The organism is Leeuwenhoekiella sp. H156, assembly GCF_052218455.1.
In the GTDB taxonomy this organism is placed as follows: Bacteria; Bacteroidota; Bacteroidia; order Flavobacteriales; family Flavobacteriaceae; genus Leeuwenhoekiella; species Leeuwenhoekiella parthenopeia.
In genome coordinates, this window is the sequence record NZ_CP197499.1 from 1,384,630 (window position 1) to 1,399,600 (window position 14,971).

13 protein-coding genes are annotated in these 14,971 nt (G+C 41.6%); 5 read left to right on the forward strand and 8 right to left on the reverse strand.

Annotated features, from left to right (window positions below; translation table 11 throughout):
* Positions 1-900: 900 nt before the first annotated feature.
* The 4 genes from ACSSS3_RS05805 to ACSSS3_RS05820 form a co-directional block, all read right to left on the reverse strand.
* Positions 901-1,194, reverse strand: a complete 294-nt coding sequence (locus ACSSS3_RS05805) for a type II toxin-antitoxin system RelE/ParE family toxin (RefSeq protein ID WP_228229165.1) — start codon at positions 1,192-1,194, stop codon at positions 901-903.
* The gene (locus ACSSS3_RS05810) at positions 1,181-1,423 is read right to left on the reverse strand and encodes a type II toxin-antitoxin system ParD family antitoxin (RefSeq protein ID WP_442846791.1); all 243 of its coding nucleotides are present in this window, start codon (positions 1,421-1,423) and stop codon (positions 1,181-1,183) included. Before ACSSS3_RS05810 ends, ACSSS3_RS05805 begins: the two co-directional genes overlap by 14 nt.
* A gap of 779 nt (positions 1,424-2,202) precedes the next feature.
* Positions 2,203-3,570, reverse strand: a complete 1,368-nt coding sequence (hemN, locus tag ACSSS3_RS05815; protein ID WP_442846792.1) for an oxygen-independent coproporphyrinogen III oxidase — start codon at positions 3,568-3,570, stop codon at positions 2,203-2,205.
* 206 nt (positions 3,571-3,776) lie between these two features.
* Entirely contained in the window at positions 3,777-4,061 is a 285-nt protein-coding gene (locus tag ACSSS3_RS05820; RefSeq protein WP_442846793.1) for a hypothetical protein, read from the reverse strand.
* Between the two features lie 1,745 nt (positions 4,062-5,806).
* Here ACSSS3_RS05820 and ACSSS3_RS05825 point away from each other — a divergent pair.
* The 5 genes from ACSSS3_RS05825 to ACSSS3_RS05845 all read left to right on the forward strand — a co-directional run bounded on the left by ACSSS3_RS05825 (position 5,807) and on the right by ACSSS3_RS05845 (position 11,190).
* Positions 5,807-6,574, forward strand: coding sequence for a DUF6503 family protein (locus ACSSS3_RS05825; protein ID WP_442846794.1), 768 nt, complete (start codon positions 5,807-5,809; stop codon positions 6,572-6,574).
* A 5-nt stretch (positions 6,575-6,579) separates the two neighbouring features.
* On the forward strand, positions 6,580-7,200 hold the full coding sequence (locus ACSSS3_RS05830) for a TlpA family protein disulfide reductase (protein WP_442846795.1): 621 nt from the start codon (positions 6,580-6,582) through the stop codon (positions 7,198-7,200).
* Between the two features lie 1,906 nt (positions 7,201-9,106).
* Positions 9,107-9,808: a peptide-methionine (S)-S-oxide reductase MsrA gene (gene msrA / locus ACSSS3_RS05835; protein WP_442846796.1), complete on the forward strand. Its 702-nt coding sequence runs from the start codon at positions 9,107-9,109 to the stop codon at positions 9,806-9,808.
* A gap of 10 nt (positions 9,809-9,818) precedes the next feature.
* Positions 9,819-9,944: a hypothetical protein gene (locus ACSSS3_RS05840; RefSeq protein ID WP_442846797.1), complete on the forward strand. Its 126-nt coding sequence runs from the start codon at positions 9,819-9,821 to the stop codon at positions 9,942-9,944.
* A 10-nt stretch (positions 9,945-9,954) separates the two neighbouring features.
* A complete protein-coding gene (locus tag ACSSS3_RS05845) occupies positions 9,955-11,190 on the forward strand; it encodes an MFS transporter (RefSeq protein ID WP_442846798.1) in 1,236 nt (411 codons plus the stop codon).
* 859 nt (positions 11,191-12,049) lie between these two features.
* Here the strand turns inward: ACSSS3_RS05845 and ACSSS3_RS05850 are convergent.
* The 4 genes from ACSSS3_RS05850 to ACSSS3_RS05865 all read right to left on the reverse strand — a co-directional run bounded on the left by ACSSS3_RS05850 (position 12,050) and on the right by ACSSS3_RS05865 (position 14,931).
* Complete coding sequence (locus ACSSS3_RS05850; RefSeq protein WP_442846799.1) at positions 12,050-12,490, reverse strand: hypothetical protein; 441 nt, start codon at positions 12,488-12,490, stop codon at positions 12,050-12,052.
* Between the two features lie 17 nt (positions 12,491-12,507).
* Positions 12,508-13,164 (reverse strand): hypothetical protein, encoded by a 657-nt coding sequence (locus ACSSS3_RS05855; RefSeq protein WP_442846800.1) that lies wholly within the window; start codon positions 13,162-13,164, stop codon positions 12,508-12,510.
* A 377-nt stretch (positions 13,165-13,541) separates the two neighbouring features.
* Positions 13,542-14,066, reverse strand: coding sequence for a hypothetical protein (locus ACSSS3_RS05860; protein WP_442846801.1), 525 nt, complete (start codon positions 14,064-14,066; stop codon positions 13,542-13,544).
* Positions 14,056-14,931 (reverse strand): hypothetical protein, encoded by an 876-nt coding sequence (locus ACSSS3_RS05865; RefSeq protein ID WP_442846802.1) that lies wholly within the window; start codon positions 14,929-14,931, stop codon positions 14,056-14,058. Before ACSSS3_RS05865 ends, ACSSS3_RS05860 begins: the two co-directional genes overlap by 11 nt.
* Positions 14,932-14,971 lie beyond the last annotated feature (40 nt).

Here is a 14,971-nt window from a genome sequence, read left to right on the forward strand (position 1 = left end):
AATACCTAAGAAATGTGCCTGAGAATAATTACAATTGAAAACTCAAATTATCATAGGCACATTATATCTGACCAAAACCAATAGGAGATACAGATAAAAAAGGCTCTTTTCTTTTGGCTAGGCCTGCCCTGAGCGGAGTCGATGGGTTTCTTTGGAGAAGCAAACCGAGGTACAAGGTTCACGAGGTCCATAACCAATAAGCGACAGCGAGCTAAAGAAAATGAACAGAACATTCTAAAGAAACTCGAACATACAAATAGAAGATAGGAGATTCACTGTTCGCGAACGATTGGATCACGTGTAAGTCTTTCACTCATCCTTCGATTAGATGTCACTTCGAGTGGCTGAAGCATAGCGTTAGCGGAGCTTCAGGTGTATCGAGAAGTCTGCTTAGTTAGAATGTTTTTAGTTTACAGGGCTTCTCGATACACTGTTCGTGCGCGATTGCATCGCGTGCATTTAGCACTTCGTTTTTTCCTCATTTTTCGTTTAAATGACACTTCTCGACTGCACTTCGACTGCGCTCAGTGTGACACGCTCGAAGTGACATTTTACTAATAAAAAAGATTCGAACTCCAAAATCAATAAGTAACAGCGAGCTAAAGAGAATACTCGTTTTTCAATGAGTGTTTTGTCCCTTTTTTCCATCGATGAAAAAAGGAACCAAAAAAATCTAGGCTGACAAAGCTTTATCTAAATTTTTCATTCGCTCGCTAAATTTTAGAAACTCGCTTGATTATTCTCCTTAAAGATCAAAATACGTTTAACTCAAACAGTCTAAAATTTTTAACGCTCCCTCTTTTCAAATTTTACGATAAATCTTTGTAGGCCGGTACTGGCGTTTTAATTAGCTTTTCTCTTAAAAACTGAATTAATTTTTTATTCAAGACCTGTCGAAAATTAAAGGTGTAATTTAAAATCCATTCGCTTACCCAGTACCCGAACCACAAAAATCTCATTTTGGTCTTCGACTAAATAAAAAATGGTATGCCCTTTAAACTGATAAAAAAATATGCGCTCTGCTATAAATGATGCTTTTCTAAGAAGTTCTGGTCTGGTCGCAAGCATCAGAAAGGTTTCTTCGAGTTCGAGTAAATAGTTTCGCGCAGGTAAAGAACCAAAATGAGATACACCATATTTATAGATTTCAACTAAATCTTCTTCGGCTTTGGCAGAAAGCTTATAGCTCACCATTATCTACTTTGGCTATGATATCTTTTATTTTAAGGGGACTCACCCCACTTTTTAAGCCGTCTTGAATTGCCCTTTTAAGCTCCAAAAGTTCTTCCGTTTCTTCCTGATCCTTTCGTACCAAGTCCCGTATATACTCACTGTCATTAGTAAATTCACCATTTTCAACTTTCATCTTTATCCAGCGATCCTGCTTTTCTGTAAAGGTTATTGATTTTCGAATCGTGTCCATAAACTTTTCTTTTGGTGCGTATCTGCACGTTTTTACACCACCAAGTTACGGTTTTTTTGGTTATTCTAATCTTCACTGTTCGCGAACGATTGGATCACGTGTAAGTCTTTCACTCATCCTTCGCTTAGATGTCACTTCGAGTGGCTGAGGCATAGCGCTAGTGGAGCTTCAGGCGTATCGAGAAGTCTGCTTAGTTTATCATTTTTATTACTAACCGGGGTTCTCGATATAACCTTTAGAAGCTTGGTCTCACAAAAATTTAAGTTTTTCACTTCAAGCCATGTTCTGTCCCTTTTTTCCATCGATGAAAAAAGGAACCAAAAAAATCTAGGCTGACAAAGCTTTATCTAAATTTATCATTCGCTCGCTAAATTTTAGAAACTCGCTTGATTATTCTCCTTAAAGATCAAAATACGTTTGACTCAAACAGTCTAAAATTTTTAACGCTCCCTCTTTTCAAATTTTGCGATAAATCTTTGTAGGCCGGTACTGGCGTTTTAATTGACCTTTATACTCAAAACCTAAATTACTTTTCCATATCACAATCCTAAACGAATATTTTGTTCAGAATACTAAATCTGATTTGTTAGTCCTGTTTTTCTTCAGTATTGCAGTAAAAGGCTCTTTTCTTTAGGTAAGCTTGTCCTGAGCGCAGTCGAAGAATTTTTTTTGAAGCAAACTGCGGCTTTTAATCCCTTTGGCGGTGCCAAAAAAACCCGCCAAAAAGCTGATAAATCAGCATTCAGGCGGGTTACCAACTAAATTGAGTCTAGGGACCCTTAAACAGTCATAGAAAAAAGTTTGGTTTCGGGTTTGTTGCGTTGCAGGCGCAGGTCAAAAGCCAGACAGATGTTGCGTACAAAGGCTTTTCCTTTTTCGGTGACGCGCAAACCATTCAGTCTAAATTCGAGCAGGCCGTCTGCTTCAAGTTCGCTAAGACGAATGAGGGTTTCGGCCAGACCATCGAAGCAGAGTTCGGGTGCATCCCAGCGGGTTTCAAAACGACACATCAGGTTGAGAATATGCTTTCGGATCACCAGATCTTCTTCGGTTAAAATATGCCCACGGTAAACCGGCAGAATATTATTTTCGAGGAGGTGATAGTATTCGCTTAGCCCTTTGACGTTTTGGGCGAAACTGTACCAGCTGTCGCTGATGGCCGACACGCCCAGCCCCAGCATCACTTTGGTTTTAGAAGCATTATACCCCATAAAATTGCGGTGCAGACGCCCTTCCTGCTGGGCGTAATACAAATCGTCCGTAGGTAAGGCAAAATGATCCATGCCGATTTCGACATAACCGGCTTCGAGTAGTAAACGCTTGCCGGTCTCATACTGCTCCCGCTTAGCTTCGGGCGTGGGCAGGTTGGCCTCATCGTAGCCCCGCTGGCCATTCCCTTTAATCCATGGCACGTGCGCATAGCTGTAAAAGGCGATACGGTCCGGAAACAACTGAATGGTTTTCTCAATGGTGTGCTTTACGTGATCAAGCGTTTGAAAGGGCAGTCCAAAAATGATGTCGTGCCCCACCGAAGTATAGCCCGCCCGGCGAGCCTGCCCGGTTGCCTGCTCCACATGCTCAAACGGCTGAATGCGGTTGATAGCCTTTTGTACGGTTTCGTTATAATCCTGTACGCCGTAGCAAACGCGTTTAAAACCCAAAGCCGCCAGGGTTTCGAGGTGTCCCAGCGTGGTATTGTTGGGATGACCCTCGAAGCTCATCTCACAACCCGGCGCGCGGTCTGCAACCTTAAAAATCCCATCGATAAGCATCTTAAGGTTGTGTTCGGTAAAAAAGGTGGGGGTGCCCCCACCTAAGTGCACCTGCTGAATGACCGGTCGCTCCCCTAAAAACGAACGGTACAGAGCAAGTTCTTTTAGCAGCGCGTTGATATACGGAGTCTCTACGCTGTGATTTTTGGTAATGCGTTTGGTACAACCGCAAAAGGTGCACATCGACTCGCAAAAGGGCAGGTGAATGTACAGACTTATGCCTTCGGTCCTGTTACTCGCTTTAAAACTGTGCTTCAGCGTCTCTTTCCACAAAGCCAGGCTGAATTGCTCCCGATCCCAATAAGGCACCGTGGGATAACTGGTATAGCGCGGTCCGGGGACGTTGTATTTGGTAACCAAAGCCGTATCAATCATAATTTGTAATGTAAAAACGAGGCTATCTAAAAAGTAAGCTTAAGCTGTCAATCTGCCCTGATATTTCCGGGGGTCTAAGTTATAGACTGCTGATAATCAAATAGTCTTCGACAGGCTCAGAACGACAGTCCAATACCGAATAACTTTTTCGACAACCTCGTATAATTAGACTTGAAAAAGGTCAATTAAAGCGGGGGTTGTTTCGGCTAGATAAGGAGTCCGCCAATGATTATAAGTACATTCAGCACAGTGCTGAAAACCAAAAGTTTAAAGATCAGCTCCGGTTTTTGTACGGTAAGGATGGATGCGTTATGCATACTGCAAGCCACCACGCTGAGCATTACAAAAAACATCTGTACCAAACCGTGCCCGTGCATTAAGGTGGTCATCACCGCGGCAGAACCTAAACAGGTACTTAAAATGATCCCGATAGCGGAATAGCCGATGATGTTATGGGTAAAATCGTCCTGAAGTTTTGAAAAAGTGGTCATACCTGAAAAATTTTAATTACTATCAAATTACCCGGTAAAAGTACCGGGATGCTTCAGGGTATTTTATGACTTTTGTCAGGTTACGGTTTTTTTCTTTAGGTATTATTTTTAGAGTTCGTTGATCTCCTAACGTCGATTTGCGTAATTAGAGGTTCTATTGGTTCTTCCTTTCTTTTCTTTGCCTGTCCAAAGAAAAGAAACAAAAGAAAAGACACTTTTTCTTAGGTATTTTTGCCCTCAGGGGCAAAACCGCAATAAGTCCCCTAAATTTTCTCCAAGGCTTCGAAAATTTTTAACGGAAACTTATTGCTATACTGAAGAAAAAGAGAGCTAAAGAAGAATAACTCTAAAACATTAGATTATTTGCCAGTTATTGGAAAATTGTAAGTCATTTAACCCTTCGGATTTGAATACTATAGATTTTAAATTTCTAAAAACAGTTAAAATTAGGCTCCCTTCTCCGGCGGGAGAAGGGCTGGGGATGAGGACAACGGGGACTTATTGCTATACTGAAGAAAAGAGGGCTAAAGAATAAAACTCTTAGTTCTAATTTCAAAGACGGCCTACAAGAAGATATCGTAAAATTTGAAGTGAGCGCAGCGTCGCAGGCGGTTCTGTTTGAGGACGCGATAGCGGACGAGTTAAGCGCATGCAGCGCAGTGAACGATAAATTTAGATATCGTCTTGTGAGCCTTGATCTTTTGGTTCTTTTGTATCAAGACAAAAGAACAGAAATGCTAATTGAAGTTATAGTTTTGTTTTAAGTACTGGTAAATCTCCTAACGTCGATTTACGTAATAAGAGGTCCTACAGTTTGTCCCTTTCGTTTCTTTGCCTGTCCAACGAAAAGAAACAAAAGAAAAGACACTTTTTCTTAGGTATTTTTGCCCTTAGGGGCAAAACCGCAATAAGTCCCCTAAATTTTCTCCAAGGCTTCGAAAATTTTTAACGGGGACTCATTGCTATACTGAAGAAAAAGAAGGCTAAAGAACAATAACTCTAAAACATTAGATTATTTGCCAGTTATTGGAAAATTGTAAGTCATTTAACCCTTCGGATTTGAATACTATAGATTTTAAATTTCTGAAAACAGTTACGATTAGGCTCCCTTCTCTCCCGAACCTTCGGGAGGAGAAGTGCTGGGGATGAGGAGAACGATAAATTTAGAGAACCTCAGGTAAGCCGTGATCTTCCTGCCCGGCTGAATAGACGGGTTGTTTCTTTTGTATCAAGACAAAAGAAAAGAAAGCTTATTAGTAGTCAGTATTACTAAAGTTTTGATTGATCGTGATTCGGAGGTGAAGAACCTCCTAAAGTCAGTTTCCTTTTTGGGCAATGCAAACCGAGGCACGAGGTTTACGAGTTCCCATATAATACAAATGACACGAGCTAAAAAAGAAAAGAACATACTTCAAACTATAAATATCTATGGGAAATTGAAATGTCAAGGTACGCGATACAATCGCGCACGAACGGAGGCTTAACCCTTCGGATTTGAATACTATAGATTCTAAATTTCTGAAAAAAGTTAGAATTAGGCTCCCTTCTCTCCCGAACCTTCGGGAGGAGAAGGGCTGGGGATGAGGAGAACGATAAATTTAGATATCGTCTTGTGAGCCTTGATCTTCCTGCCCGGCTGAATAGACGGGTTGGTTCTTTTGTATCAAGACAAAAGAACAGAAATGCTAATTCTGTAATGCATCTCAAAAAAAGCAGACTATTAACCCCATAACGACACCAAACCTATGATGAAATATACTTTCCTGCTTTTGATCGCTTTTGCTGCCTGTAAACCCAATACCAAAACAGAAGATCCCGTATCTCCGCAGACCGAAACAGCATATCCCCAAAACCTTGAAAACATCCTCAACGCCCACGGCACACTCGACACCTGGGACGGGTATAAAACCCTTTCATTTACCATTCCCGGGGAGCCGGTTTCTGAGACGCATACGATAGATTTGCATTCGCGGAAAGACCGCGTAGATCGCGACAGCGTTTCTTTGGGTTTTGACGGGGAACGCGTATGGCTATACGACCCTAAAAACAGCTATACAGGCAACCCTGAATTTTACCACAACCTCATGTTCTATTTCTACGCAATGCCTTTTGTACTTGCCGATCCCGGAATTATCTATGAGGAAACCGAAGCCCTTGTGGTAAACGACACCAGCTATGCCGGACTCCAAATAAGTTTTGAGCCGCAAACCGGGGTTTCTGCAAACGATGAGTATTACCTGTATTACGACACCGAAACCTACCAAATGCGCTGGCTGGGCTATACCGCTACCTTTGGCGCCGAAGAAAAAAGCGATCAAATAACTTATATTGCCTACAACGACTGGCAAACGGTGGGCGAAATCGTGTTGCCCCGCAGCATCACCTGGTATGCCAGTGAAAACGGAAAGCCCACGACCCCGCGCAGGACGGTGAATTTTGAAAATGCGAGCCTCGATGCGGCTTCAAAACCCGATGCGTTTTTCCAAAAACCGGCCGCAGCAGACCTAAACTAAAACCTATGAAACCCCATCAAAAACGAAGTCTCAAATACCTGCTGCTCTTTGCCGCACTATTCGTGATTTACATCAACGGTTGGCACAAACCCGTTGTGGCTACCGTACAACGCGGTATACTCAAGACCGGCCTGTTCAATCCCAGCCTGAACGAAGTGCCCGAAAAAACCAACAAAGTGGTGGTCAAAGGCTCCAACACACCCGATTTCGCCCCCGGTGACACTGCTGATCTGGATGTGCAATTTTTTGACGAAGCCGGAGCTCTCGTAAACCTGAACGATATGCCGCAACAGCCGTATTTCATCAACTTCTGGGCGACATGGTGCCCGCCCTGCATAGCCGAAATGCCTGGAATTGCTGAGCTCTACGCCGATAAAAAAGACAGCGTCAACTTTGTACTGGTTTCGTTTGATACCGATTTTGAAAAGGCCAAAGCCTTTAAAGCCAAAAAAGGCTACGACTTCCCCATCTACCGCGTGGCGTATGATTTGCCCGAAATGTACAACACCGGCAGCCTGCCTACCACCATCGTTATTGATGCCCATGGCCGCCTCGCGCTGAGGCATTTGGGTATGGCCGATTATGACACTGACGATTTTAGAACTTATCTAGAAAGTTTGAAATAAACCTTGATCTTTTTGCCCTGCCGAACAGATGGGTTGGTTTTGTATCAAGATAAAAGAACAGAAATGTTTATTAAAGTTCTGATTTCATCTGAAGTTTTAGTAAATCTCCTAAAGTCGATTTGTGTAATTATAGGTCCTACAGTTCATTAATCTTCTTTCATCGATTTGTGTAATCAGCGGTCCTTCAGCTCATTCCTTTCTTTTCTTTGCCTGTCCAAAGAAAAGAAACAAAAGAAAAGACACTTTTTTATCTGTATCTCCTATTGGTTTTGGTCAGATATAATGTGCCTATGATAATTTGAGTTTTCAATTGTCATTATTCTCAGGCACATTTCTTAGGTATTTTTGCCCTAAGGGGCAAAACCACAACAAGTTCCCTAAATTTTCTCCAAGGCTTCGAAAATTTTTAACGGGAACTTATTGCTATACTGAAGAAAAAGAAACCTAAGAATACTGTTCTTAGTTATCATTTAAGATACGGCCTACAAGAAGATATCGTAAAATTTGAAGTGAGCGGAGCGTAGCAGGCGGTTCTGTTTGAGGCCGCGGTAGCGGTCGAGTTAAGCGCATGCAGCGCAGCAAACGATAAATTTAGATATCGTCTTGTAAACCTTGATCTTTTGGTTCTTTTGTATCAAGACAAAAGAACAGAAATGCTAATTGAAGGTATAGTTTTGTTTTAAGTACTGGTAAATCTCCTAACGTCGATTTGTGCAGGCAATATTACTAGCATGTTCTGTTCATTTTCTTTGCTTCTCCAAAGAAAACGAACCAAAAGAAAAGAGCCCCTCGCTTAGGAATTTTTCGCCTCAGGGCGAAAACCGCCTTGTCAGCTCCGCGTCGCTAGCGCTCCTGTCCTTCGGAGCTGCCTGCGGCTATTCTGAACCGAGGGAGAGAAACTCGTTTAACCCTTCGGGTTTGATTATATCAAAGCTTTCTGAGTTAAAATCTGACTCCCTTTTCCTTTGGAGAAGGGCTGGGGATGAGGAGAACGATAAATTTAGAGAACCTCAGGTAAGCCTTGATCTTCCTGCCCGGCTGAATAGACGGGTTGTTTCTTTTGTATCAAGACAAAAGAAAGGAAAGCTTATTAGTTGTCAGTATTACTAAAGTTTTGATTGATCGTGATTCGAAGGTGAAGAACCTCCTAAAGTCAGTTTCCTTTTTGGGCAATGCAAACCGAGGCACGAGGTTCACGAGTTCCCATATAATACAAATGACACGAGCTAAAAAAGAAAAGAACATACTTCAAACTATAAATATCTATGGGAAATTGAAATGTCAAGATACGCAATACTATCGCGCACGAACGGAGGCTTAACCCTTCGGATTTGAATACTATAGATTTTAAATTTCTTAAAAAAGTTAGAATTTGGCTCCCTTCTCCGGCGGGAGAAGGGCTGGGGATGAGGAGAACGATAAATTTAGATACCGTCTTGTAAGCCTTGATCTTCCTGCCCGGCTGAATAGACGGGTTGTTTCTTTTGTATCAAGACAAAAGAAAGGAAAGCTTATTAGTTGTCAGTATTACTAAAGTTTTGATTGATCGTGATTCGAAGGTGAAGAACCTCCTAAAGTCAGTTTCCTTTTTGGGCGATGCAAACCGAGGCACGAGGTTCACGAGTTCCCATATAATACAAATGACACGAGCTAAAAAAGAAAAGAACATACTTCAAACTATAAATATCTATGGGAAATTGAAATGTCAAGATACGCAATACTATCGCGCACGAACGGAGGTCAAAACCCGAATCTACGGGCGCTGAGCGATTTAAAATTTTTAAGAAATACGGTCAAAAATTAGCAGCATCTTGTGAAAGTTTGGTCTTACTTTTGTGTCCCAGTAATCGAACTTTGTAAAACGAAAGACGTGAATTACAGATTGGATTACCAAGCCCCGATTTTTATGAAAAACAGAATCATTATAGCAGCCTTAATTGCGGGTACGCTGGCTTTGAGCCTCCTTTTTAACGGGTGCGCCAATGCCAACCAAAACCGCGACAAAGCCCAGCTTACAGCGACAGCTCCCGGTTCTGTGCAGGCCGATGCCCTTACAGACAAGCCGGGTCAGGAACAGGCCACCGCTTATTTTGCCAGCGGCTGTTTTTGGTGTGTGGAAGCGATATACGAAAGCATAAATGGTGTGGAAGAAGCCGTTTCCGGGTATGCCGGCGGCCATACCAAAAACCCTACTTATGAGGAAAGCAACACCGGCCGCACCGGTCACGCCGAAGCGGTAAAGGTGATTTACGATCCCGCAAAAGTGAGTTTTAGCCAACTGGTAGATGTGTATTTTGGTTCGCAAGATCCTACGCAGGTAAACGGGCAGGGACCCGATCGCGGTTCGCAATACCGCTCGATTATTTTTTACCAGAACGAGGCCGAAAAGAAAATTATAGACCAAAAGAAAGCCGCTTTGGCCGAACAACTGGGCGAGCCGGTAGCTGCAGAGGTAGAACCTTTTGACGTATTCTGGGAGGCCGAAGCTTACCATCAAAACTACGAGGTACAGCACCCGGAAAACCCATACATCCAAAACGTATCGATCCCCCGCTTAAACCGCTTTAAAGCGAAGTTTCCCGAGCTTCTAAAAGCCAACAGCCACTAAACTAATGGCTATGAATAAGATAAAAATCCCTTTCAGCAATGAAGGGGCTTTTTATTTCAAAAAAGAACGGGCGCAGGTTGCAAATCCAAATAGTGCGGTAAACCCTTCCTGTAGTCCCTTCCGTTTAAGACCTTAATTAAAAGCTTATGCACTTACGCGACGCTTCCCCCCAACGCAAAAAGATCGCAACGATACTCACCTTTCTGTCTATTCCCTTATCAGGGTTTATGACCGATATCTATTTACCCTCGTTTCCGGCGATGGCGCGCAACCTCAACGTTTCGGAACAAAGCATACAACTTACCCTTACCTGCTTTTTCCTGAGCTACGGTTTTTCGCAATTGCTGGTGGGGCCGGTTATCGACCAGGTGGGGCGTCGCAAGCCCGTACTCCTTTCACTAATCATCCTCCTGCTGAGCAGTCTCGCGGTCACCTTTACCGACCAAGTGCTCATCATCAACCTGCTGCGCATTGTACAGGGAATCGCCACCGCTTTTATTGTGGTTGCTAAACGTGCGTATTTTGTAGACCTGTACGACGACCGGGAGCGGAAACACTACCTGAGTTACTTTACCATCGTCTGGAGCTGTGGCCCCATCATCGCGCCCTTTCTGGGTGGCTTTCTGGAAGAACACCTGGGCTGGCAGGCCAACTTTTACTTCCTCACCATCTACGCGGCGATCCTGTTTGCGGGCGAACTCGTTTTTAGCGGCGAAACCATTCGCAACTTTAAGAAACTGCGCCTGAAGAAAACCGGCCTGCTCTACCTGGCTATGTTGAAAAATCCCGGCTTTATCCTGGGGGTTTGGGTATTGGGCTGCGCCTACTCGGTCGTGATGGTGTTTAACATCGCAGGGCCTTTTGTGGTAGAGCAACACTTTAACTACACCGCCGTGATCATCGGCTATTGTACGCTCGTGCTAGGCTTTGCCTGGATGATAGGCGGTATTTTGAGCAAACGCTATACCGCGACTAATTTTATTCAAAAAATACGTACGGTAACGCTTATACAGTTGGTACTCATAGGCATTTTTATCGCGCTGGGCGGAATCGTGGACAATCTGGTATTGCTCGTAGGTTTTGCCTTTATCATTCACATCTGCTCGGGCTTTTTGTTTACCAACTACTTTACGCAAAACATGGTCTTCTTCCCAGGAAATGCAGGGATCGCAGGCGGACTCATGGGCGGTCTGCTCTACATCATCACCTCGATGGGCAGTTTTGCGATTTCGCACTCGGGAGACATTACCGATACCTTTGATATGGCGCTACGCTATTTGATGATCGCCATCCCGCTGGGTATGGTGGTCTTCTTTTCGCTACGCTATTTTAAAAAGCAGGATTTGAGGAAGCGTTCTTTTAAGTTAAAAGGTAATGGGTAATGGGTGTACGTATTAGGTGAGAAGTTTTAGGTTTATGGTTTGCCGATTTCCGGTTTCTGATTTCCGGTTTCTGATTTCCGGTTTCTGATGTCATAACGAGCGCATAACTATCGGGAGAGATGCTATTCAAAGTTCAAAGTCTAAAATTCAAGGTAAGTGGTTTGCTGTTTTCTGCTAACTTTTTACTGTTTTCCGTATTCCACTTTCTAATTTCCGATTTCTTCTGTCACACTGAGCCTGTCACACTTGAGTGCAGTGGGTAGGTTTACAACAAAGTTGAATTCTATTGAGTCGATTAAATTTCTATTAGTCGTTTTTAGACTTCTTCCAAGCTAAACTCAAAACGCTCGGCACAAATACACGTTGCTTTCTCTGCACTAAAATAAGCAGCACATGTTCTACAACCGAAAAGAAGGCCAGGTTGACACATAACGATCCTAAGCCATGTGTAGAATTAATGATAAGCTCAATTAGGTACAGCACAAAACTTGTAAGCCAAATGTATCCCAATACAGTCTTAGTTACGTAAAGCCTTTTGAATTTGAGGTAAGATAGTGCCAATACGCCTGCTTTAAGCGTAAAAATAATGACAAGTGGTGACCAAAAATAGAGGCCAATCTGTCCTTCATAGACTACCCCGACAGCAATAAGCATCCAGGATACGTAATATATAATAACGCTTTTTGAACTAAGCCTTCTACTATAACCCAAAAGATCAAAGAGCAACAGCACTACGATAAGTATCGCTTCAAAAATATCTATTGTAGGTATTAATGTAAAGACGCTAAATAGAAGTACAACTACTATACTTAAGCTTATTCGAAGAATATCTATCAATCGATTATAAAATTGAACGTGTTTACTGCCTTTTGTGCAATTGGAGTTCATTAGCCGAAAAAACCAGCTGATCGTCGTCAAGACCTACAAAACCCAGATATGCCTTGACCGTTCCTGATGGGGATTTGTACGCGATTTTCAAATTATACTCCATTTCCAGAGGCCCTACCTGCATAGAACCATAGGTATCCCAGGTACCGGCTACTTCCTGCGATTTCCCGGCATCCTGTACATACAATCGGGCTTTTTTATCGGCTAAGAGTTCCACGCGGGTAATGCCGGTGACCGAATCATCCTCGTCCGGCACTGCCCAGGCACCCTTAAAGTCTTCCTCTGAAAAATACATGGAATCATCCTGTGTTAAGGTTACAGACTTATCCTTGAGGTTTACTTCTAAGCAGGACTGAAGTGTAAACAGTATAATGAAAAGGGCTATCCCTCCTTTGCAGATTCTAATGCTCATAATCGCAAGGATTTAAATTAAAGCGTATTCAGGATTTTCAGGGCTAAAAGACGTACCTCAGGGTCTTTATCATTGAGGGCGATACCATTTAAGGTAGGTGTAAAGGTAAGTTTACGCACCGCTGCCTTACGCACCTCGGGGTCTTTATCCTGCTCCGCGACTGCGCCCAGTGTAGGCTGAAACGTGAGCTTGCTTACCGCCAGCTTACGTACCTCCGGGTCTTTATCCTGCTGCGCAACTGCGCCTAATGTAGGCTGAAACGTGAGCTTACTCACTGCCAGTTTACGCACTTCAGGATCTTTATCCTGCTGCGCAACTGCACCCAGTGTGGGCTGAAACGTGAGCTTACTCACTGCCAGTTTACGAACCTCAGGATCTTTATCCTGCTGCGCAATTGCGCCTAGTGTAGGCTGAAAGTTAAGCATACGTACCGCCTGCTTACGCACCTCCGGATCCTCGTCCTGCTGCGCGATAGCGCCCAGAGCAGCTTGCGAACTCATTTTACGGACCTGAAGTTTACGTACTTCAGGATCGGGGTCTGTGCTGACCGTATCCGGTGCGGTGTGGGTAGTTGTAGTGGTCTGTACCGAAGAATGATAGCTTACTTCATAACCACAACCGCTGCTCAGCAAAGCGGCAACTACAAGGAACAGGAAGGTTTTTAAAGATTTCATTGTTGATTTTTTGATTGATAAAGTTTAAAAATACTAAAAGACTGATTATCAAACCAGAAAAAAATGTAGTAAATACATTCATTCCTCCGGAGGACTACAAAACCTGCGGGAGAGCTCTGGGTATGCGCTACGCTATTTTAAAAAGCAGGACCGGAGGAAGCGTTCTGCTGTGGAGCAGGTTAAGGGGACTAAGCTGAGGCAAACGGTTTAAAGCCAACAGCTACTAAGGTAGAGCTTGTAAAAAACACAAAGCCCTTTCTGTTTGGAGAGGGCTTTTTAATTGGGAAGGATTGGGAGTTTAGGGGTTAATGGTTAAAATTGGTTATCTAAAATTTCCAGTAGTTTACTTTATTGTTTTAGGCTGAAAATACGCTATTTTACTCATGATTTTTTTTGATTTTTAAAAGCTCTAAATTAATTTCTGATAAATTAAATAGTGTTTTCATAATGTCGAACATTGCAATCGTTGAAATTATAAACAAGCTTAAATTAACAGTTTCTGGTAATCTAAATTTTTCTATTTCCCAACCAAAAGGGTTTTCAATTTCTGATAATATTGCAACAATTACAATCATTATAATTGCGAAAAAAATCAGCCAAATATCTTGCTTGATTTCTTTAAAACCTCTAATCAATTTTTTAAAAAGAATTTCTTTTGTGCTTTGAGATAATGATTCAATTTCTTGAATATTCTTTTTAATATCATTACACATAGAAAGTCCGAAAGTGTAAATAGTAATTGAAAATCCAATTAAAACTCCAAAATAAGTAAATAAACTAATCAAGCTGAAGATGGGAAAATCGGAAACATCTGTATTTATAACAGTATAATTAGAGAGTAAACCAATTATCAAAATAATCAATATAGACAGGAAATATCTAATTGGTTTTTTACTTGTCATCTCTGTTCTCAAGTTTATTAATAGCGTCTAATTTAGATTTAATATTATCCATTTCATAATCTGAATACTTCTCAGTTTTTTTTCTTTCTATATAAGTTTTGACGGTATCATTCTTACTAGTTTTAACCTCTTTTTGGCCATTATAAGAAAACTTTAAAATATATTTACCCCCTACTTCACGAACATAATCAACCCATTTTCCAATTGTTTCTTTAGCTATTTTTAAATTACCCTCTTTATTCTTGAAAGACAAATCGAATTCCTCATTATTTGTTGCTTCTTTAATTTGCTTTAGAACGTCCCTTGTGTCTTCGTGACCAAAAAATGCCATATTAGGTGCATTCATAATCAATGTTAATTCGAAAATCTCGTCAGCCGTTTCTACATAATTCCAAAACTTTCTTTTAGTGGCCAATGGATAAATGTTGACGACATAATCAAACTCTTTCATTTTTTCTCGAAAAAAACTTGATAGGACTTTTACTGCGTTATCAATTGAGCTAAAAATCGAAACGTTTCTTTCTAATAAAATTATTTGATTAACTGTATCTATAATTAAGTATACATATTTAGCCTCTTTTATACCTTGAATCTCAATATCCTCTTCTCCCTCCAAGTATAATTTTTCATTTGTCTCTCTAGCAAATTTGATAACGTGTATATCGTTTCTGGATTGAGAACCATATAGCAAATATCTTTTACTTTTAATGTTCCATTCAGTCTTTGAAGAGCTCGCAAGATTTTCAATTATTTCTGAAATTAAGGTCTCCTTATCCTTATTTAGAAGTTGATTGAATGTAATTTGAGGACTAATTGGTGTTACAAGATATCTATATGCTAAAAAAGGAGATCTCCGTTCTTTCATAATATTTTTATTTCAACTTCGTAAAAAATAAATAGTTTAA

Excerpts from the sequence above, each read along its gene's own strand:
- ACSSS3_RS05810 (WP_442846791.1), bottom strand. The coding sequence starts at position 1,423 with ATGGACACGATTCGAAAATCAATAACCTTTACAGAAAAGCAGGATCGC.
- ACSSS3_RS05820 (WP_442846793.1), bottom strand. The coding sequence starts at position 4,061 with ATGACCACTTTTTCAAAACTTCAGGACGATTTTACCCATAACATCATC.
- ACSSS3_RS05865 (WP_442846802.1), bottom strand. The coding sequence starts at position 14,931 with ATGAAAGAACGGAGATCTCCTTTTTTAGCATATAGATATCTTGTAACA.
- hemN (WP_442846792.1), bottom strand. The coding sequence starts at position 3,570 with ATGATTGATACGGCTTTGGTTACCAAATACAACGTCCCCGGACCGCGC.
- ACSSS3_RS05855 (WP_442846800.1), bottom strand. The coding sequence starts at position 13,164 with ATGAAATCTTTAAAAACCTTCCTGTTCCTTGTAGTTGCCGCTTTGCTG.
- ACSSS3_RS05860 (WP_442846801.1), bottom strand. The coding sequence starts at position 14,066 with ATGACAAGTAAAAAACCAATTAGATATTTCCTGTCTATATTGATTATT.
- ACSSS3_RS05845 (WP_442846798.1), top strand. The coding sequence starts at position 9,955 with ATGCACTTACGCGACGCTTCCCCCCAACGCAAAAAGATCGCAACGATA.
- ACSSS3_RS05830 (WP_442846795.1), top strand. The coding sequence starts at position 6,580 with ATGAAACCCCATCAAAAACGAAGTCTCAAATACCTGCTGCTCTTTGCC.
- ACSSS3_RS05805 (WP_228229165.1), bottom strand. The coding sequence starts at position 1,194 with ATGGTGAGCTATAAGCTTTCTGCCAAAGCCGAAGAAGATTTAGTTGAA.
- ACSSS3_RS05850 (WP_442846799.1), bottom strand. The coding sequence starts at position 12,490 with ATGAGCATTAGAATCTGCAAAGGAGGGATAGCCCTTTTCATTATACTG.
- msrA (WP_442846796.1), top strand. The coding sequence starts at position 9,107 with ATGAAAAACAGAATCATTATAGCAGCCTTAATTGCGGGTACGCTGGCT.
- ACSSS3_RS05840 (WP_442846797.1), top strand. The coding sequence starts at position 9,819 with ATGAATAAGATAAAAATCCCTTTCAGCAATGAAGGGGCTTTTTATTTC.
- ACSSS3_RS05825 (WP_442846794.1), top strand. The coding sequence starts at position 5,807 with ATGATGAAATATACTTTCCTGCTTTTGATCGCTTTTGCTGCCTGTAAA.